Source organism: Pseudomonas sp. Ga0074129 (assembly GCA_001465025.1).
Classification (GTDB): domain Bacteria; phylum Pseudomonadota; class Gammaproteobacteria; order Pseudomonadales; family Pseudomonadaceae; genus Aquipseudomonas.
Genome location: LNDO01000113.1, coordinates 1 through 15,763 on the forward strand (window position 1 = coordinate 1; position 15,763 = coordinate 15,763).

Genomic DNA, 15,763 nt, shown 5'->3' on the forward strand with positions numbered 1-15,763 from the left:
TCTGCGCTTGAATCCTTTGGTGTGAGAGCCTGGATTCTACCGGTGGCTGGCCCTCTGCCTATCGTTTCAAGCGTTGCACTTATTCTATGAATTCAGGGGGGGTGGTGGTATAGTTCGCGGCCATTTTCGGTACGTTCGACTCGATTTGTAGTGCCCTTTGCCCGGGAAGCTACGTCAGTCAGGCACGCGTCAAGCAAGGAGTCCAGATGAGCGCCGAGAGCCCGTATGCAGTTGAGCTAAAAGGCGTGAGCTTTAAGCGTGGCGAGCGGGATATTTTTAAAAATGTCGATATCCACATCCCCCGCGGCAAGGTTACGGGGATTATGGGGCCGTCCGGCTGCGGCAAAACCACACTGCTGCGCCTGATTGCTGCGGAGTTGATGCCAAGTCAGGGTGAGGTGAGGGTTAACGGTGTGAACCTGCCCAGCCTCTCGCGTGGCGAGTTGTTCGATATGCGCAAACAGATGGGTGTGCTGTTTCAGAGCGGCGCGTTGTTCACCGATCTGGACGTGTTTGAGAACGTTGCCTTTCCGCTGCGCGTTCACACCCAATTGCCCGAAGAGATGATTCGCGACATCGTACTGATGAAGCTGCAGGCCGTAGGGTTGCGGGGTGCCGTGGAGCTAATGCCTGATGAGTTATCCGGCGGCATGAAGCGTCGTGTGGCGCTGGCTCGCGCGATCGCCCTGGACCCGCAGATATTGATGTATGACGAACCCTTTGTCGGTCAGGACCCAATCGCCATGGGCGTTTTGGTGCGTTTGATTCGCCTGCTCAACGACGCACTGGGTATTACCAGCATCGTGGTTTCGCATGATTTGGCTGAAACCGCCAGCATTGCCGACTACCTCTATGTTGTCGGTGACACTCAGGTGTTGGGTCAGGGGACACCGGCAGAATTGATGGATTCGGATAATCCACGCATTCGTCAATTTATGCAGGGCACGCCCGATGGGCCTGTACCGTTTCACTTTCCGGCGGACAATTACCGCGATGATTTGCTGAGGGGGCGCTGATGCGCAAAACATCTGTGCTCGAACGGGTGCGCCTGTTCGGGCGCGCCGGGATTGATGTGTTGGGTACGCTGGGGCGCTCGGTGATCTTCTTGGTGCGCGCCCTGTTTGGTCGCAGCTCCACCGGCAATGGCTTTCAGTTACTGGTTAAACAGCTGCATTCCGTGGGCGTTATGTCCCTGGCGATCATTGTGGTGTCGGGTGTGTTTATCGGCATGGTGCTGTCGTTGCAGGGCTTTAGCATCCTCGCTCAGTATGGCTCTGAGCAGGCCGTCGGGCAGATGGTGGCCCTGACCCTGCTGCGTGAGCTTGGCCCTGTGGTGACGGCCCTGCTGTTTGCCGGGCGCGCCGGGTCGGCGTTAACCGCCGAAATCGGCAATATGAAATCCACTGAGCAGCTGTCTAGCCTGGCAATGATTGGTGTCGATCCGCTCAAATACATCGTGGCCCCGCGTCTATGGGCGGGTTTTATCTCGATGCCGCTGCTGGCCATAATCTTCAGTGTGGTCGGTATTTGGGGGGGCGCCATGGTCGCGATTGACTGGCTGGGCGTTTATGAAGGCTCGTTCTGGGCCAATATGCAAAACAGCGTTTCCTTTCGCGAGGACGTGCTCAACGGCGTGATCAAAAGCATTGTTTTTGCTTTTGTCGTGACTTGGATTGCCGTCTTTCAGGGTTATGACTGTGAGCCGACTTCGGAAGGAATTAGCCGGGCCACCACCAAGACCGTGGTGTACGCCTCGCTCGCCGTGTTGGGGCTGGACTTTATTCTGACTGCATTGATGTTTGGAGATTTCTGATGCAAAACCGCACGCTGGAAGTGGGTGTCGGCTTGTTCTTGTTGGCAGGATTATTGGCATTCTTGTTACTGGCCTTGCGCGTCAGTGGCCTGACGGTAGGGTCTGATAACACCTACAAGGTCTATGCAAACTTTGACAACATCGCCGGTTTGACGGTGCGATCTAAAGTCACCATGGCTGGAGTGACGATCGGTAAGGTCACCGCCATTGATCTGGATCGTGACAGCTACATGGGGCGCGTGACCATGCAACTCGATGAGGCGGTGAATAACCTGCCGGCTGACTCAACCGCATCGATTCTCACTGCTGGCCTGCTGGGCGAGAAATACATTGGCATCAGCGTCGGTGGTGAAGAAGAAGTGTTGGGCGAGGGCGGCATCATTCATGACACCCAGTCATCGCTCGTGCTGGAAGATCTGATTGGCAAGTTTTTGCTCAATTCGGTTAACAAAGATCAGGCTAATCAGTAGAGGTAATTACCATGTTCAAAACGCTACGAAACGGTCTGTTGATCTGCCTGGCAGCGTTTTCTTTGCCGGTGTTGGCTGCACCCGCAGCTCATGAGGTGGTGCAGGAGACGACGACGAACCTGTTGGCCGACCTTAAAGCGAATAAAGAGCAATACCGCACAGACCCCGGCGCGTTCTATGACGCCCTCAACAGTATTCTCGGTCCAGTGGTGGATGTTGACGGCATCTCGCGCGGCGTAATGACCGTGCGCTACTCGCGTCAGGCGTCGCCTGAGCAAATGCAGCGCTTCCAGGAAAACTTCAAGCGCAGCCTGATGCAGTTTTACGGCAACGCTTTGCTGGAATACAACAATCAGGATATTCGGGTATTGCCGGCAACCGGCCAGCAAGACCCACAGCGCGCCTCGGTGAATATGGAAATTCGTGATGGCAATGGGGCTGTCTATCCGTTGTCTTACACCATGGTCAGCCAAGACGGCACATGGAAGATGCGTAATGTGGTGATCAATGGCATCAACATCGGCAAGCTGTTCCGTGACCAGTTTGCCCAAGCCATGCAGGAAAACCAGAATGATCTAGACAAGGTCATCAACAACTGGACCGATACGGTAGCCAAGGCGCGTCAAGGGTCTAGTGCATCGTGAGTCAGGCCAGCATCAGCGAGTTGTCGCCGGGTCTGATTACGTTGGCCGGTGTGCTGGATTACAGCAGTGCGCCTGCTCTGCGTGAGCAGGGGGCGCGCTTGATCAAGGGGGCGTCTGCTGCGACCTGCGTGATTGACTGTACCGGTGTGGTGAAATCCAGCAGCGTCGGTGTGTCCTTGCTCTTGGCATTTATGCGTGATGCCGCGGCCGCCGGCAAAGCGTTCAGCATCAAAGGCTTGCCCAACGACATGCGCGAAATCGCCAATGTTTGCGGTTTGCTGGAAATTTTGCCCCAGCAGGCCTGAGTGCCATCGCGCGCGTCGGTCCCTTGGCATAATGCGGGGTTCGCAGGCGAGGGGCTTTTTTGTATGATGCTCGGCCCGCGAGCGTCTGCTCGGCTGTCGTTAATTCATGCATTGATCGAGGTTGAGCATGCAAGCCTTAGAAGTAAAAAGTCTCCTAGAGGCTAAATTGCCGGATACCCAGGTGGAAGTCGAAGGCGAAGGCTGCAACTTCCAGCTGAACCTGATCAGCGATGAACTGGCCGCTCTAAGCCCAGTCAAGCGCCAGCAACAGATTTACGCTCACCTCAATGCCTGGATTGCCGATGGCAGCATCCACGCCGTGAGTATGAAATTCTTCAGCCGTGCCGATTGGGCTGCGCGCTCCTAAACCGAGAGAATCATGGACAAACTGATTATTACCGGCGGTGTGCGCCTCGATGGCGAAATCCGCATTTCCGGGGCGAAGAACTCTGCCCTGCCGATTCTCGCCGCCACCCTGCTGGGCGACGCGCCCGTAACCATCTGCAACCTGCCGCATCTGCACGACATCACCACCATGATCGAGCTGTTCGGTCGCATGGGTATTGAGCCGATCATCGACGAGAAGCTCAGTGTGGAAGTCGATGCGCGTGCTATCAAAACCCTGGTGGCGCCTTACGAGCTGGTGAAAACCATGCGCGCCTCGATCCTGGTGCTTGGTCCGATGGTGGCGCGCTTCGGTTATGCCGAAGTGGCCCTGCCGGGCGGCTGCGCCATCGGTTCGCGTCCGGTTGATCTGCACATCCGCGGCCTCGAAGCCATGGGCGCGATCATTGATGTCGAAGCCGGCTATATCAAGGCCAAGGCACCAGAAGGTGGTCTGCGTGGCGCGCACTTTTTCTTCGATACCGTCAGTGTGACCGGTACTGAAAACATCATGATGGCGGCGACTCTGGCCAAAGGTCGCAGCGTGCTGGAAAACGCCGCGCGCGAGCCGGAAGTGGTTGACTTGGCCAACTGCCTGATCGCCATGGGCGCGAAAATCAGCGGTGCCGGCACCGACACCATCACCATCGATGGCGTTGAGCGCCTGCACGGCGCGCGCTTCAGCGTGATGCCAGACCGTATCGAAACCGGTACCTATCTGGTGGCTGCTGCTGTTACAGGCGGCCGAGTCAAGGTTAAGGATACCGATCCAACCACGCTTGAAGCGGTGTTGTCCAAACTGCAGGAAGCCGGTGCAGAGATCACCTGTGGCAATGACTGGATTGAGCTGAACATGCACGGCAAACGGCCGAAAGCCGTGAACCTGCGTACTGCGCCATACCCGGCGTTCCCAACGGACATGCAGGCGCAGTTTATCGCCCTCAATGCGATTGCCGAAGGCACCGGTACGGTGATCGAAACCGTATTCGAGAACCGCTTTATGCACGTGCACGAAATGATCCGCATGGGTGCGCAGATCCAGGTCGAAGGCAACACTGCCATCGTCACTGGCGTTGAAACGCTCAAAGGTGCGCCGGTTATGGCCACCGACCTGCGCGCTTCCGCCAGCCTAGTGATCTCCGCCCTTGTTGCCGAAGGTGACACGCTGATCGATCGCATCTACCACATCGACCGTGGGTACGAGTGCATCGAGGAAAAACTGCAGTTGCTCGGCGCCAAAATCCGCCGCGTGCCGGGTTAATGCCATGCTGACCATTGCCCTTTCCAAAGGCCGGATTCTCGATGACACCCTGCCGCTGCTGGCGGCGGCGGGGATCGAGCCGACCGAAAATCCGGATAAAAGCCGCAAGCTGATTATCCCCACCACGCTGGACGATGTGCGGTTGTTGATCGTGCGTGCCACCGACGTGCCGACCTATGTCGAGCATGGCGCGGCTGATCTTGGCGTGGCGGGTAAAGATGTGCTGATGGAGTACGGCGGTCAGGGCCTGTATGAGCCGCTGGACCTGCGCATTGCCCGCTGCAAGCTGATGACCGCCGGTGCTGTCGGCGCGCCTGAACCCAAGGGCCGACTGCGCGTGGCCACCAAGTTCGTCAACGTTGCAAAGCGCTATTACGCCGAACAGGGTCGCCAGGTCGACATCATCAAGCTGTATGGCTCGATGGAGCTGGCACCGCTGGTGGGGCTGGCCGACAAGATTATTGATGTGGTCGACACTGGCAACACCCTGCGCGCCAATGGCCTGGAAGCTCAAGAATTGATTGCCCACATCAGCTCGCGTCTGGTGGTTAACAAAGCGTCGATGAAAATGCAGCACGCGCGCATTCAAGCGTTGATCGACACCCTGCGCGCTGCGGTTGAAGCGCGACACCCTCGCTAACCCCTGCCATGCGGCAATTCGCCGCGTGACCGCCAAGGACGGCGGAAATGCCGGAATCGCAGGAGCATATTCCCGGCCCTATCCGCGTTATAGCCAAAATTCTCAGGTGCCCGCGCGGAGCGGTTGGTACTCTACGGGCGCTTGAGCATTTGCCAATTTAAGAGGCCCGCTATGACCGCTCCTATCGCTATCCGCCGACTCAATGCCGCTGACCAGGACTTTGCCCAGCATCTGGATCATCTGCTGAGCTGGGAAAGTGTCTCGGACGATGCGGTCAATCAGCGTGTGCTGGATATCATCAAAGCCGTGCGCGAGCGTGGCGACGCTGCCCTGGTCGAATTTACCAAGCAGTTCGATGGCCTCGACGTCGTCAGCATGGCCGATTTGATTCTGCCCCGTGAGCGTCTCGAGCTCGCGTTGACTCGTATCACCCCTGAGCAACGCAGCGCCCTGGAAACGGCCGCCGAGCGCGTGCGCAGTTATCACGAGCGGCAGAAACAGGACTCCTGGACCTACACCGAAGCCGATGGCACGGTGCTGGGGCAGAAGGTCACGCCGCTGGATCGCGCGGGTTTGTATGTGCCGGGTGGCAAAGCCTCGTACCCATCCTCGGTGTTGATGAACGCCATCCCAGCCAAGGTTGCCGGTGTGCCGGAAGTGGTGATGGTGGTGCCGACACCGCGTGGCGAAATCAACGAACTGGTGCTGGCTGCGGCCTGTATTGCCGGGGTTGACCGTGTATTCACCATCGGTGGCGCGCAGGCCGTTGCCGCACTGGCCTATGGCACCGAAAGCGTGCCGCCGGTGGACAAGATCGTTGGTCCGGGCAACATCTATGTCGCCACCGCCAAGCGGCACGTGTTCGGCAAGGTCGGCATCGACATGATCGCCGGGCCGTCGGAGATTCTCGTGGTGTGTGACGGCCAGACCGACCCTGACTGGATCGCCATGGACCTGTTCTCTCAGGCCGAGCACGACGAAGACGCGCAGTCGATTCTGGTCAGCCCGGATGCCGCCTTCCTTGATCGCGTGGCCGAAAGCATCGCCAAACTGCTGCCAACCTTGGAGCGCGAGACGATTGCACGCACCTCCCTGGAAGGTCGCGGTGCATTGATTCAAGTAGCCGATATGGCCCAAGCGATTGAAGTGGCTAACCGTATTGCCCCAGAGCACTTGGAATTGTCGGTGGCAAACCCCGATGAGTACCTGCCGCTGATCCGTCATGCGGGCGCGATTTTTATGGGCCGTTACACTGCCGAGGCGCTCGGCGACTATTGCGCAGGCCCTAACCACGTACTGCCGACCTCCGGCACCGCGCGCTATTCCTCGCCGCTGGGGGTGTATGACTTCCAGAAACGCTCGTCGATCATCCATTGTTCGGCCGAGGGCGCATCGGAATTGGGCAAGGTCGCCAGCGTGCTGGCCCGTGGCGAGTCGCTGACCGCTCACGCCCGCAGCGCCGAGTACCGCATCAAGCCCTGATGGCTGTTTGTAGGGTGGACAACGCTTTGCGTGTCCACCGCCTTGTCCGGTGAAAAACGCTTCGCGGATTTCACCCTACACAAACCGAAGAATTCGAGGAGAGAAGGGCAGATGAGCAAATTCTGGAGCCCCTTCGTCAAAGACCTGGTGCCTTATGTACCGGGCGAGCAGCCGAAACTGGCCAAGCTGGTCAAGCTCAACACCAACGAGAACCCCTACGGCCCTTCGCCTAAGGCGATTGCTGCCATGCAGGCCGAGGTGAATGACAACCTGCGCCTGTATCCGGACCCCAATAGCGACCGCTTAAAGCAAGCAGTGGCCGATTATTACGGCGTGCAGACGGCTCAGGTGTTTGTCGGCAACGGTTCCGATGAGGTGCTGGCACATGCCTTCCACGGCCTGTTCCAGCAAAGCCAGCCGCTGTTATTCCCGGATATCAGCTACAGCTTTTATCCGGTTTACTGCGGGCTGTATGGCATCGACTTCGTACAGGTGCCGTTGGATGAGCAGTTCCAGATTCGTGTTGAGGACTATGCGCGGCCCAATGGCGGTATCATCTTCCCCAATCCCAACGCGCCTACTGGTTGCGCGCTGGCGCTGGATGCGATTGAACGTTTGCTCAAGGCCAACCCGGATAGCGTTGTGCTGGTCGATGAGGCTTATATCGATTTCGGCGGCGAGACGGCGATCAGTCTGGTGGACAAATACCCGAACCTGCTGGTCAGCCAGACCCTATCCAAATCGCGCTCCTTGGCGGGGCTGCGGGTCGGTATTGCGGTCGGCCATCCGGACTTGATTGAGGCGCTGGAGCGCATCAAGAACAGCTTCAACTCCTACCCGTTGGACCGTATGGCGATTGCCGGTGCGGCGGCGGCGTTTGAGGATAAGGCCTACTTCGAGCAAACCTGCCAGCGCGTGATCGACAGCCGCGACGCCGTGGTGGCTGGGCTGGAGACCTTAGGCTTTGAGGTGTTGCCGTCGGCTGCGAACTTTGTTTTCGCTCGCCACCCCGGCAAAGATGCCGCGACGCTGGCCGCCGGTTTGCGTGAGCAGGGCGTGATCGTGCGGCACTTCAAGCAACAGCGCATCGCTCAGTTCCTGCGTATCACCATCGGCACGCCTGAGCAGAATCAGGCGTTGCTGGATGCGTTGCAAGACCTGTAGCGTGTAGCCCGGATGCAATCCGGGAACGTCGCTCTCTGCTCGGGATTGCATCCGGGTCACGTAAAAGCCAGCGCCGCGTCAGCAGCGCTGGCTTTTTATTGCCTGCGTGTTACTCGTGGTGCGCCTGGCCGAGAAAGGTCAGCGAGGTAAACAGGCCGCGCGTCTCGATGTCTTTGTCGCCCTTAACCGGCAGGTCGATGGAGGCGCTGATGATGTTCAGCCCTTGGTTGCGCACCATAACCTGAGCGCGGCCGTTGGCATCGGTGGTGGCGCTGACGTGGTGCGGCGCGCCACGGTAGTCGCCAGTCAGCGCCACCCCGGCAACTGGTTTGCCGTCCACCAGCACTCGAACTGGCAATGGCTTGCCGGGGCCGACGGTGAGTGGGTCAACTTCGGGCAAGATAAGCATTTTCAGCTGATCCAATGCCGGCAGCTTGGCCCCGTGCTGATAGATCGCCAGGCTGTATTTAAAGGTGTGCAGCGATTGGGTTGAATTCGGTACTTGGCTGCGCCCGGCGTTAATCCATTGCTTATCCGGGGTGAGCGACCATGCGCCGTTATCCAGTGCTACGCCCACCACAGCGGCGGGTTTGAGCGGTTGCAGGCGGGCGTGGTCGGGCAGGCGCGCAACGGTCACGGGGATCATCTTGCCGTTGCGGTCATAGGCCCAGGCACCGCTGATTTTATCGGCCTTGAAAGCTTTGTCCTCCGCGCCATGCCCGTAAACCGCTTCGATATTGCCTCGGCGTTCCTCCAGCCATAGCCCGTGGGCGCTGGCCTGAGCGGTAAACAACAAGCTGGCGAGTAAGAGCGCGGTGCGTGCCATAAGGCTTCCTTGTAAGGGCGAGTTGGCAGAGTGGTAAATGGTCAAAAGTATTTGAGCCAGGTGAGGTCGCGGCGGCGTACTTTCAGCGCAGCGAACCAGCGTGTGGCGGGATACAGCGCCACGGCCAATAGAGCGGTGCACAGCCATACCCACGCGAACTGATCAAAGCCAAAGAACGCACCTTGATTCAGCCCCCAGATAGCCACTGCCGCCAGATACAGCAGCTTGAGTACATACAAATGCAGTAGATAAAAGAACATCGGTGCGCCGCCGAAGGCTATCAATGGGCGAACCCACGCCCGTGCCTGGACGCGCTCCAGGCTGCGCAATATCAGCAAACCCAGGCCGAGGGTGAGCGCCAAAAACAGCAGCGAGGGCGGGTATTTGGTGATGTTGAGCACGCTCATCAGGGTCAACAGGGTGCTGTCATACGGCTGCCAAGGTTGCTCGCCATAGCCGTTCAGCAGACGCAGCAGCATGAACAGGCCCAGCGCTAGCAGGCCGCTGCGCAACAAATAGCGGCGGCGCTGGGTCGCTGATGTGGCGTGGGTAAACCACGGCCCGGCGGCATAGCCCAAGGCGATGACACCGATCCAGGGTAAAACCGGGTACGACGTGCGCAAGCGCAGCGACTCCGACAATTCGATCCAGCCCCGGTCATGCAGAACAGCCCAGGGAATATGCCAGAACGATTCCTTGGCGAAGCTCAGTGAGTCCAACAGGTTATGGCCGCCGATGATCAACAGGCCAAGCGCCACCAGCAGCGCGCGCGGCAGCCAGATCAAGACTGACAGCGCCAGCATGCTCAAGCCGATGGCCCAGATCACCTGCAGGTAAATCACGCTGGGCGGGAACTCGAAGGTCCAAGCGAAGTTAACCAGGGTGAACTCCAGCGCCACCAGAAACAGCCCACGTGTGCACAAAAAACGCGCGACATCGGCTTTGCTTTGCTGCTTTTGACCGTAAAGAAAGGCCGACAACCCGCTGAGGAAGATAAACAACGGCGCACAGAGGTGCGCCAGGCTGCGGCTGAAGAACAGGGCCGGCTCGGTTGTCTCGATCGGCATAGGGTCCGGTACCTGCATGTGCAGGTAAAAGGTTTCGCGTACATGGTCGAGCAGCATCAACAGGATGATCAGCCCGCGCAGGGCGTCAATCGATTGCAAGCGAGCGCTGAGCGGCGGGGCAGTGGTGCTGAGGGGCATGGAGTGTTCACTGAGGGGATAAGGGCTTCGCGGCACGGTTTGCGTGCGCTGGGCGCCAGCTCTTGCGAGCTTCGTATGCGGCGGCCGGGCGTGCGGCGGCTAGTCTGGCATTGATGTAATAACATATCAATATTGTTGCGAGGCATTATCAGCTGCGTTGCGGGGCGGGCTGTTGATGTGGGCCGGTCACGTTCAACCCCTCGCGCGTAAGCCGCCTATGTCGGCATTCCTGGCGACCTTTGCCCGCCGCGCCCAGGTGCAAAAGGCTGGTGCGGCTTGATCAGTTACCGTTGACGGCTGGTCTGACGCCAATTTCGGCTGTCAATTGCAGTGGCTTGCCATTGCGCAGGACGTCGATGCTGATTGTGTCGCCGGGTCGGGTGCGGGCCACTTGGTTCATTGAACGACGTCCGTCGCCGGCGGCTTTGCCATCGATGGTGAGGATTAAGTCACCCGGTTGCAGCCCGGCCTTTTGCGCCGGGCCGTCACGATAAATGCCGGCCACGACGATGCCGGGGCGTCCGTCTAGGCCAAACGATTCGGCCAGCTCCGGGGTCAAGGGCTGCACTTCAATGCCCAGCCAGCCGCGTATCACTTGGCCATGCTCGATAATGGCTTGCATGACCTCCATCGCCAGCTTCACCGGAATGGCAAAGCCGATGCCTTGCGAGCCGCCGGACTTGGAGAAAATCGCCGTATTGATGCCCACTAGGTTGCCGTAGGCATCCACCAGTGCGCCGCCCGAATTGCCGGGATTGATCGCCGCGTCGGTCTGGATGAAGTCCTCGTAGGTATTCAGGCCCAGTTGGTTGCGCCCGGTGGCGCTGATGATGCCCATGGTCACCGTCTGGCCAACGCCGAATGGGTTGCCGATGGCCAGGCTGACGTCACCGATACGGATATTGTCCGAGCGTCCGAGAATGATGAATGGCAGATCCGGCAGGTCGATCTTGAGTACCGCGAGGTCGGTTTCCGGGTCGCTGCCAATGATGCGCGCCAGGGTTTCGCGACCATCTTTGAGCGCCACGACGATCTGATCGGCACCGGCGACTACGTGGTTGTTGGTCAGCAGATAACCCTCGGGACTCATGATTACCGCCGAGCCCAAGCTCGATTCCATGCGCCGCTGACGTGGCAGGTTGTCGCCGAAGAACTTTCGAAACTGCGGGTCTTCGAACAACGGATGCGCGGGTTTACTGACGAACTTGGTGGTGTACAGGTTGGCCACCGCTGGCGAGGCAACACTCACCGCGTCGGCATAGGACACCGGCCCTTCCTGCATGCGCGTATAGAACGGTGCCAGACGCACGTTCACGTCTTGCCCCGGCAGGCCGACCCATTGCGGGAAGTACTGCATGATCAGCAAGGCCAGAAGCACGCCTACCAGCAGGGGCCAGCCGAAAAAACGCAGGGCCTTGAACATCGATCCAATCCTGAGGGTTGCGAGGGGCAGGTGCGCCCCTTAAGGTTCATCATTATAGAGAGGCTGCTGCGAATAAAGCAGCGCCTTGCCACCGTCCAAAAGGAAACACCGATGGCCATTGCCCTGGCGACCCTCGTAGAAGAAGCCGACCGCTACCTCAATGCGGCGCGCATCAGTGATTACTGCCCCAACGGCCTGCAGGTTGAAGGTCGGCCTCAGGTGCGCCGGATTGTCAGCGGTGTAACGGCCAGCCAGGCGCTGGTCGATGCGGCGGTCGAGGCCGAAGCCGATGTGTTGCTGGTGCACCACGGTTACTTCTGGAAAGGCGAAAACCCCTGCATTACCGGGATGAAACGCCGCCGCCTGCAAACCCTGCTGGCCAACGACATCAGCCTGCTGGCCTATCACCTGCCGCTCGATGTGCACCCTGAGGTGGGTAACAACGTGCAGTTGGCTGCGCAACTCGGTATCACCGTTGAGGGCCCGTTGGAGCCGGATAATCCGCGCACCGTCGGCTTGGTTGGTTCGTTGAGTCAGGCCATGAGCCCGCGTGATTTCGCCCGCCATGTGCAACAGGTCTTGGGGCGCGAGCCGCTGCTGGTCGAAGGCGCAGAGATGATTCGCCGGGTTGGCTGGTGCACCGGCGGCGGCCAGGGCTATATCGATCAGGCGATTGCGGCTGGCGTCGACCTGTACCTGACCGGCGAGGCCTCGGAGCAAACCTTCCACAGCGCCCAGGAAAACGCCATCAGCTTTATCGCCGCCGGGCATCACGCCACTGAACGTTATGGGGTACAGGCATTGGGTAATTACTTGGCGCGCCGGTTTGCCATCGAACACCTGTTTATTGATTGTCCCAACCCGATTTGAAGCCCGTGAGTTGCCATTCGGCGGCTATAAAGCTAGATCTTTTCGATCTAACCGCTCTCCTGATTAGAAGAAGGGGCTGTGCTAGAGTGCGCCCTCGTCCACGGCCCGCCGGCCCAAACACCTCGAAAACCGTGAGTAGCCATGCTCGATAAATTGACCCACCTGAAGCAGCTTGAGGCGGAAAGTATCCACATCATTCGTGAAGTGGCCGCCGAATTCGACAACCCGGTAATGCTCTATTCCATTGGTAAAGACTCCGCCGTGATGCTGCACCTGGCACGCAAGGCGTTCTTTCCTGGCAAGTTGCCGTTCCCGGTGCTGCATGTCGACACCCGCTGGAAGTTTCAGGAGATGTACCGCTTCCGCGAGAAAATGGTCAACGAGTATGGCCTGGACCTGATCACTCACATCAACCCGGATGGTGTGGCGCAGAACATGAACCCCTTCACGTACGGCAGTGCCAAGCACACCGACGTAATGAAGACCGAAGGGCTCAAGCAAGCGCTGAATCAATACGGCTTTGATGCCGCCTTCGGTGGCGCGCGCCGTGACGAAGAAAAGTCCCGCGCCAAAGAGCGCGTGTACTCCTTCCGCGACAGCAACCACCGCTGGGACCCGAAAAACCAGCGCCCCGAGCTGTGGAATGTCTACAACGGCAAGGTCAAAAAGGGCGAGTCGATCCGTGTCTTCCCGCTGTCCAACTGGACCGAGCTGGACATCTGGCAGTACATCTATCTGGAGCAAATCCCGATCGTACCGCTTTACTTCGCCGCTGAACGCGAGGTGATCGAGAAGAACGGCACGCTGATCATGATCGACGACGAGCGCATCCTTGAGCACCTCTCGGACGAAGAGAAAGCCAGCATCACCAAAAAGATGGTGCGCTTCCGCACGCTTGGCTGCTATCCGCTGACCGGCGCCGTGGAGTCCACGGCCACCAGCTTGACCGACATCATTCAAGAAATGCTGCTGACCCGCACGTCCGAGCGTCAGGGCCGCGTGATCGACCACGATGCCGCTGGGTCGATGGAAGAGAAAAAACGTCAGGGGTACTTTTAAGATGTCGCACCAATCCGATCTGATCAGCGAAGACATCCTCGCTTACCTGGCTCAGCACGAGCGTAAAGAGCTGCTGCGCTTCCTTACCTGCGGCAACGTCGATGACGGTAAGAGCACCTTGATTGGTCGTCTGTTGCACGACACCAAGATGATCTACGAAGACCATCTGGACGCCATCAGCAAAGACTCTAAGAAAGTCGGCACCACCGGTGACGACATCGACCTGGCGCTGCTTGTCGATGGCCTGCAGGCCGAGCGTGAGCAAGGCATCACCATCGATGTGGCATACCGCTATTTCAGCACCGCCAAGCGCAAGTTCATCATCGCCGACACCCCCGGCCATGAGCAGTACACGCGCAACATGGCCACCGGCGCATCTAACTGCGACTTGGCGATCATCCTGATCGACGCCCGTTATGGCGTGCAGACCCAGACCAAGCGCCACAGCTTTATTGCCAGCCTGCTGGGTATCAAACACATTGTTGTGGCCATTAATAAAATGGACCTCAAGGGTTTTGATCAAGGCGTATTCGAGCAGATCAAGGCTGATTACCTGAAGTTCGCCGAAGGCATCGCGCTCAAACCAAGCTCGCTGCATTTCGTGCCGATGTCGGCGCTGAAGGGCGATAACGTGGTCAACAAGAGCGAGCAGTCGCCTTGGTACACCGGCCAGTCGCTGATGGAGATTCTTGAAAGCGTGGAAGTCGCCGGTGACCGTAACTTCACCGACCTGCGTTTCCCGGTGCAGTACGTCAACCGTCCCAACCTGAACTTCCGTGGTTTCGCCGGTACCCTGGCCAGTGGCATCGTGCGCAAGGGCGATGAAATCATCGCTTTGCCATCGGGCAAAGGCAGCAAGGTTAAATCCATCGTCACCTTTGAAGGTGAGCTGGAGCAGGCTGGCCCTGGTCAGGCAATTACCATCACCCTGGAAGATGAAATCGACGTCTCCCGTGGCGACATGCTGGTGCATGCCGACAGCCGCCCGCAGGTGGTCGACAGCTTCGACGCCATGCTGGTGTGGATGGCTGAAGAGCCGATGCTGCCGGGCAAGAAATACGACATCAAGCGTGCGACCAGTTATGTGCCGGGTTCGATTGCCAGCATCACTCACCGGGTGGATGTGAACACTCTGGAAGAGGGTGCGGCGAGCAGCCTGCAACTCAACGAAATCGGTCAGGTGCGCATTGCGCTAGATACGCCGATTGCATTGGACGGCTACGCGCACAACCGCACCACCGGCTCCTTTATCGTCATCGATCGTCTGACTAACGGCACGGTCGGTGCGGGCATGATCATCGCTGAGCCGGTGAGCGCGCAGGGCACAACGGGGCACCACGGTAAGTTGGCGCATGTGTCGACCGAAGAGCGTGCGATGCGCTTTGGTCAGCAGCCAGCGACGGTATTGTTCAGCGGCCTGTCCGGCGCGGGCAAGAGCACCCTGGCCTACGCCGTTGAGCGCAAGCTGTTTGATATGGGCCGTGCGGTCTATGTGCTCGATGGGCAGAACCTGCGTCACGACCTGAACAAAGGCTTGCCGCAAGATCGCGCCGGGCGTACCGAAAACTGGCGTCGCGCCGCACATGTTGCGCGTCAGTTCAACGAAGCCGGTTTGCTGACCTTGGCTGCCTTTGTTGCGCCGGATGCCGAAGGCCGCGAGCAGGCCAAGACGCTGATCGGTGCCGAGCGCTTGATCACGGTGTACGTGCAAGCGTCCCCGCAAGTCTGCGCCGAACGTGACCCGCAAGGCCTATATGCCGCCGGTGGCGACAACATCCCGGGCGAGTCCTTCCCGTACGACATTCCGCTGAATGCCGATCTGGTGATCGACACGCAGGCGTTGTCGGTGGAAGAGGGCGTCAAGCAGGTGTTGGCCTTGCTGCGTGAGCGTGGCGCGATTTAAGACCCTGTTTACGATCAGCTGCGCGTCGGTCCTGCGGCGTTAAAAACAGGCTCGGAATGCTCATGTACAAAAGTACACTCCGCTTCCTCGCCTGTTTTTGCCTAGCAGGACTCTAGCTCGCAAGCTCGTAAGCAGGTTCTAGTCGGACTTGTTTCACAATAAAAAAGCCCCGCCTAGTTCGCGGGGCTTTTTTATTGGCAGCAGATTCTTGCCCGTAGGAGCGGCCCATGGGCGCGATAGCTGTTTCGCGGGCATGGCTTAGGCGTCACCGCTGTTCCTACAATCCCGACGCCAACAAAAAGCCCCGGCTGTTT

16 protein-coding genes are annotated in these 15,763 nt (G+C 58.9%); 13 read left to right on the forward strand and 3 right to left on the reverse strand.

The genetic code is table 11. From position 1 onward, the window contains the following. Positions 1–206: 206 nt before the first annotated feature. The 10 genes from AUK77_RS17670 (at position 207) to hisC (ending at position 8,163) form a co-directional block, all read left to right on the forward strand. Positions 207–1,016, forward strand: a complete 810-nt coding sequence (locus tag AUK77_RS17670) for an ABC transporter ATP-binding protein (protein WP_296132394.1) — start codon at positions 207–209, stop codon at positions 1,014–1,016. Then, a complete protein-coding gene (gene mlaE, locus AUK77_RS17675) occupies positions 1,016–1,813 on the forward strand; it encodes a lipid asymmetry maintenance ABC transporter permease subunit MlaE (protein ID WP_296132396.1) in 798 nt (265 codons plus the stop codon). Before AUK77_RS17670 ends, mlaE begins: the two co-directional genes overlap by 1 nt. Further along, positions 1,813–2,283 (forward strand): outer membrane lipid asymmetry maintenance protein MlaD, encoded by a 471-nt coding sequence (gene mlaD / locus AUK77_RS17680; protein WP_296132399.1) that lies wholly within the window; start codon positions 1,813–1,815, stop codon positions 2,281–2,283. Before mlaE ends, mlaD begins: the two co-directional genes overlap by 1 nt. Positions 2,284–2,294: 11 nt before the next feature. Further along, the gene (locus tag AUK77_RS17685; RefSeq protein ID WP_296132402.1) at positions 2,295–2,927 is read left to right on the forward strand and encodes an ABC transporter substrate-binding protein; all 633 of its coding nucleotides are present in this window, start codon (positions 2,295–2,297) and stop codon (positions 2,925–2,927) included. Continuing rightward, positions 2,924–3,232 (forward strand): STAS domain-containing protein, encoded by a 309-nt coding sequence (locus tag AUK77_RS17690; RefSeq protein WP_296132405.1) that lies wholly within the window; start codon positions 2,924–2,926, stop codon positions 3,230–3,232. The genes AUK77_RS17685 and AUK77_RS17690 overlap by 4 nt, the downstream gene beginning before the upstream one ends. 127 nt (positions 3,233–3,359) lie before the next feature. Further along, the gene (locus tag AUK77_RS17695) at positions 3,360–3,599 is read left to right on the forward strand and encodes a BolA family protein (RefSeq protein ID WP_090255487.1); all 240 of its coding nucleotides are present in this window, start codon (positions 3,360–3,362) and stop codon (positions 3,597–3,599) included. Between the two features lie 12 nt (positions 3,600–3,611). Then, the gene (murA, locus tag AUK77_RS17700) at positions 3,612–4,877 is read left to right on the forward strand and encodes a UDP-N-acetylglucosamine 1-carboxyvinyltransferase (RefSeq protein WP_275961868.1); all 1,266 of its coding nucleotides are present in this window, start codon (positions 3,612–3,614) and stop codon (positions 4,875–4,877) included. 4 nt (positions 4,878–4,881) lie between these two features. Next, positions 4,882–5,517, forward strand: a complete 636-nt coding sequence (gene hisG, locus AUK77_RS17705; RefSeq protein WP_296132408.1) for an ATP phosphoribosyltransferase — start codon at positions 4,882–4,884, stop codon at positions 5,515–5,517. Between the two features lie 171 nt (positions 5,518–5,688). Then, the gene (gene hisD / locus AUK77_RS17710) at positions 5,689–6,999 is read left to right on the forward strand and encodes a histidinol dehydrogenase (protein WP_296132410.1); all 1,311 of its coding nucleotides are present in this window, start codon (positions 5,689–5,691) and stop codon (positions 6,997–6,999) included. Positions 7,000–7,110: 111 nt separating this feature from the next. Then, positions 7,111–8,163: a histidinol-phosphate transaminase gene (hisC, locus tag AUK77_RS17715; protein ID WP_296132413.1), complete on the forward strand. Its 1,053-nt coding sequence runs from the start codon at positions 7,111–7,113 to the stop codon at positions 8,161–8,163. 109 nt (positions 8,164–8,272) lie between these two features. Here the strand turns inward: hisC and AUK77_RS17720 are convergent, their stop codons facing one another. From AUK77_RS17720 to algW, 3 genes are all read right to left on the reverse strand, one after another. Continuing rightward, positions 8,273–8,989: a DUF4198 domain-containing protein gene (locus AUK77_RS17720; RefSeq protein ID WP_296132415.1), complete on the reverse strand. Its 717-nt coding sequence runs from the start codon at positions 8,987–8,989 to the stop codon at positions 8,273–8,275. A 41-nt stretch (positions 8,990–9,030) separates the two neighbouring features. Then, positions 9,031–10,194, reverse strand: a complete 1,164-nt coding sequence (locus AUK77_RS17725) for a heparan-alpha-glucosaminide N-acetyltransferase domain-containing protein (RefSeq protein ID WP_296132418.1) — start codon at positions 10,192–10,194, stop codon at positions 9,031–9,033. Positions 10,195–10,474: 280 nt separating this feature from the next. Continuing rightward, positions 10,475–11,617, reverse strand: coding sequence for a Do family serine endopeptidase AlgW (algW, locus tag AUK77_RS17730; protein WP_296132421.1), 1,143 nt, complete (start codon positions 11,615–11,617; stop codon positions 10,475–10,477). A 111-nt stretch (positions 11,618–11,728) separates the two neighbouring features. Between algW and AUK77_RS17735 the strand changes: the two genes are divergently transcribed. The 3 genes from AUK77_RS17735 to cysN all read left to right on the forward strand — a co-directional run bounded on the left by AUK77_RS17735 (position 11,729) and on the right by cysN (position 15,449). Next, the gene (locus AUK77_RS17735; RefSeq protein WP_296132422.1) at positions 11,729–12,487 is read left to right on the forward strand and encodes a Nif3-like dinuclear metal center hexameric protein; all 759 of its coding nucleotides are present in this window, start codon (positions 11,729–11,731) and stop codon (positions 12,485–12,487) included. Between the two features lie 141 nt (positions 12,488–12,628). Next, on the forward strand, positions 12,629–13,546 hold the full coding sequence (gene cysD / locus AUK77_RS17740; RefSeq protein WP_296132425.1) for a sulfate adenylyltransferase subunit CysD: 918 nt from the start codon (positions 12,629–12,631) through the stop codon (positions 13,544–13,546). Between the two features lies 1 nt (position 13,547). After that, positions 13,548–15,449, forward strand: a complete 1,902-nt coding sequence (gene cysN, locus AUK77_RS17745; RefSeq protein ID WP_296132426.1) for a sulfate adenylyltransferase subunit CysN — start codon at positions 13,548–13,550, stop codon at positions 15,447–15,449. Positions 15,450–15,763: the final 314 nt, after the last annotated feature.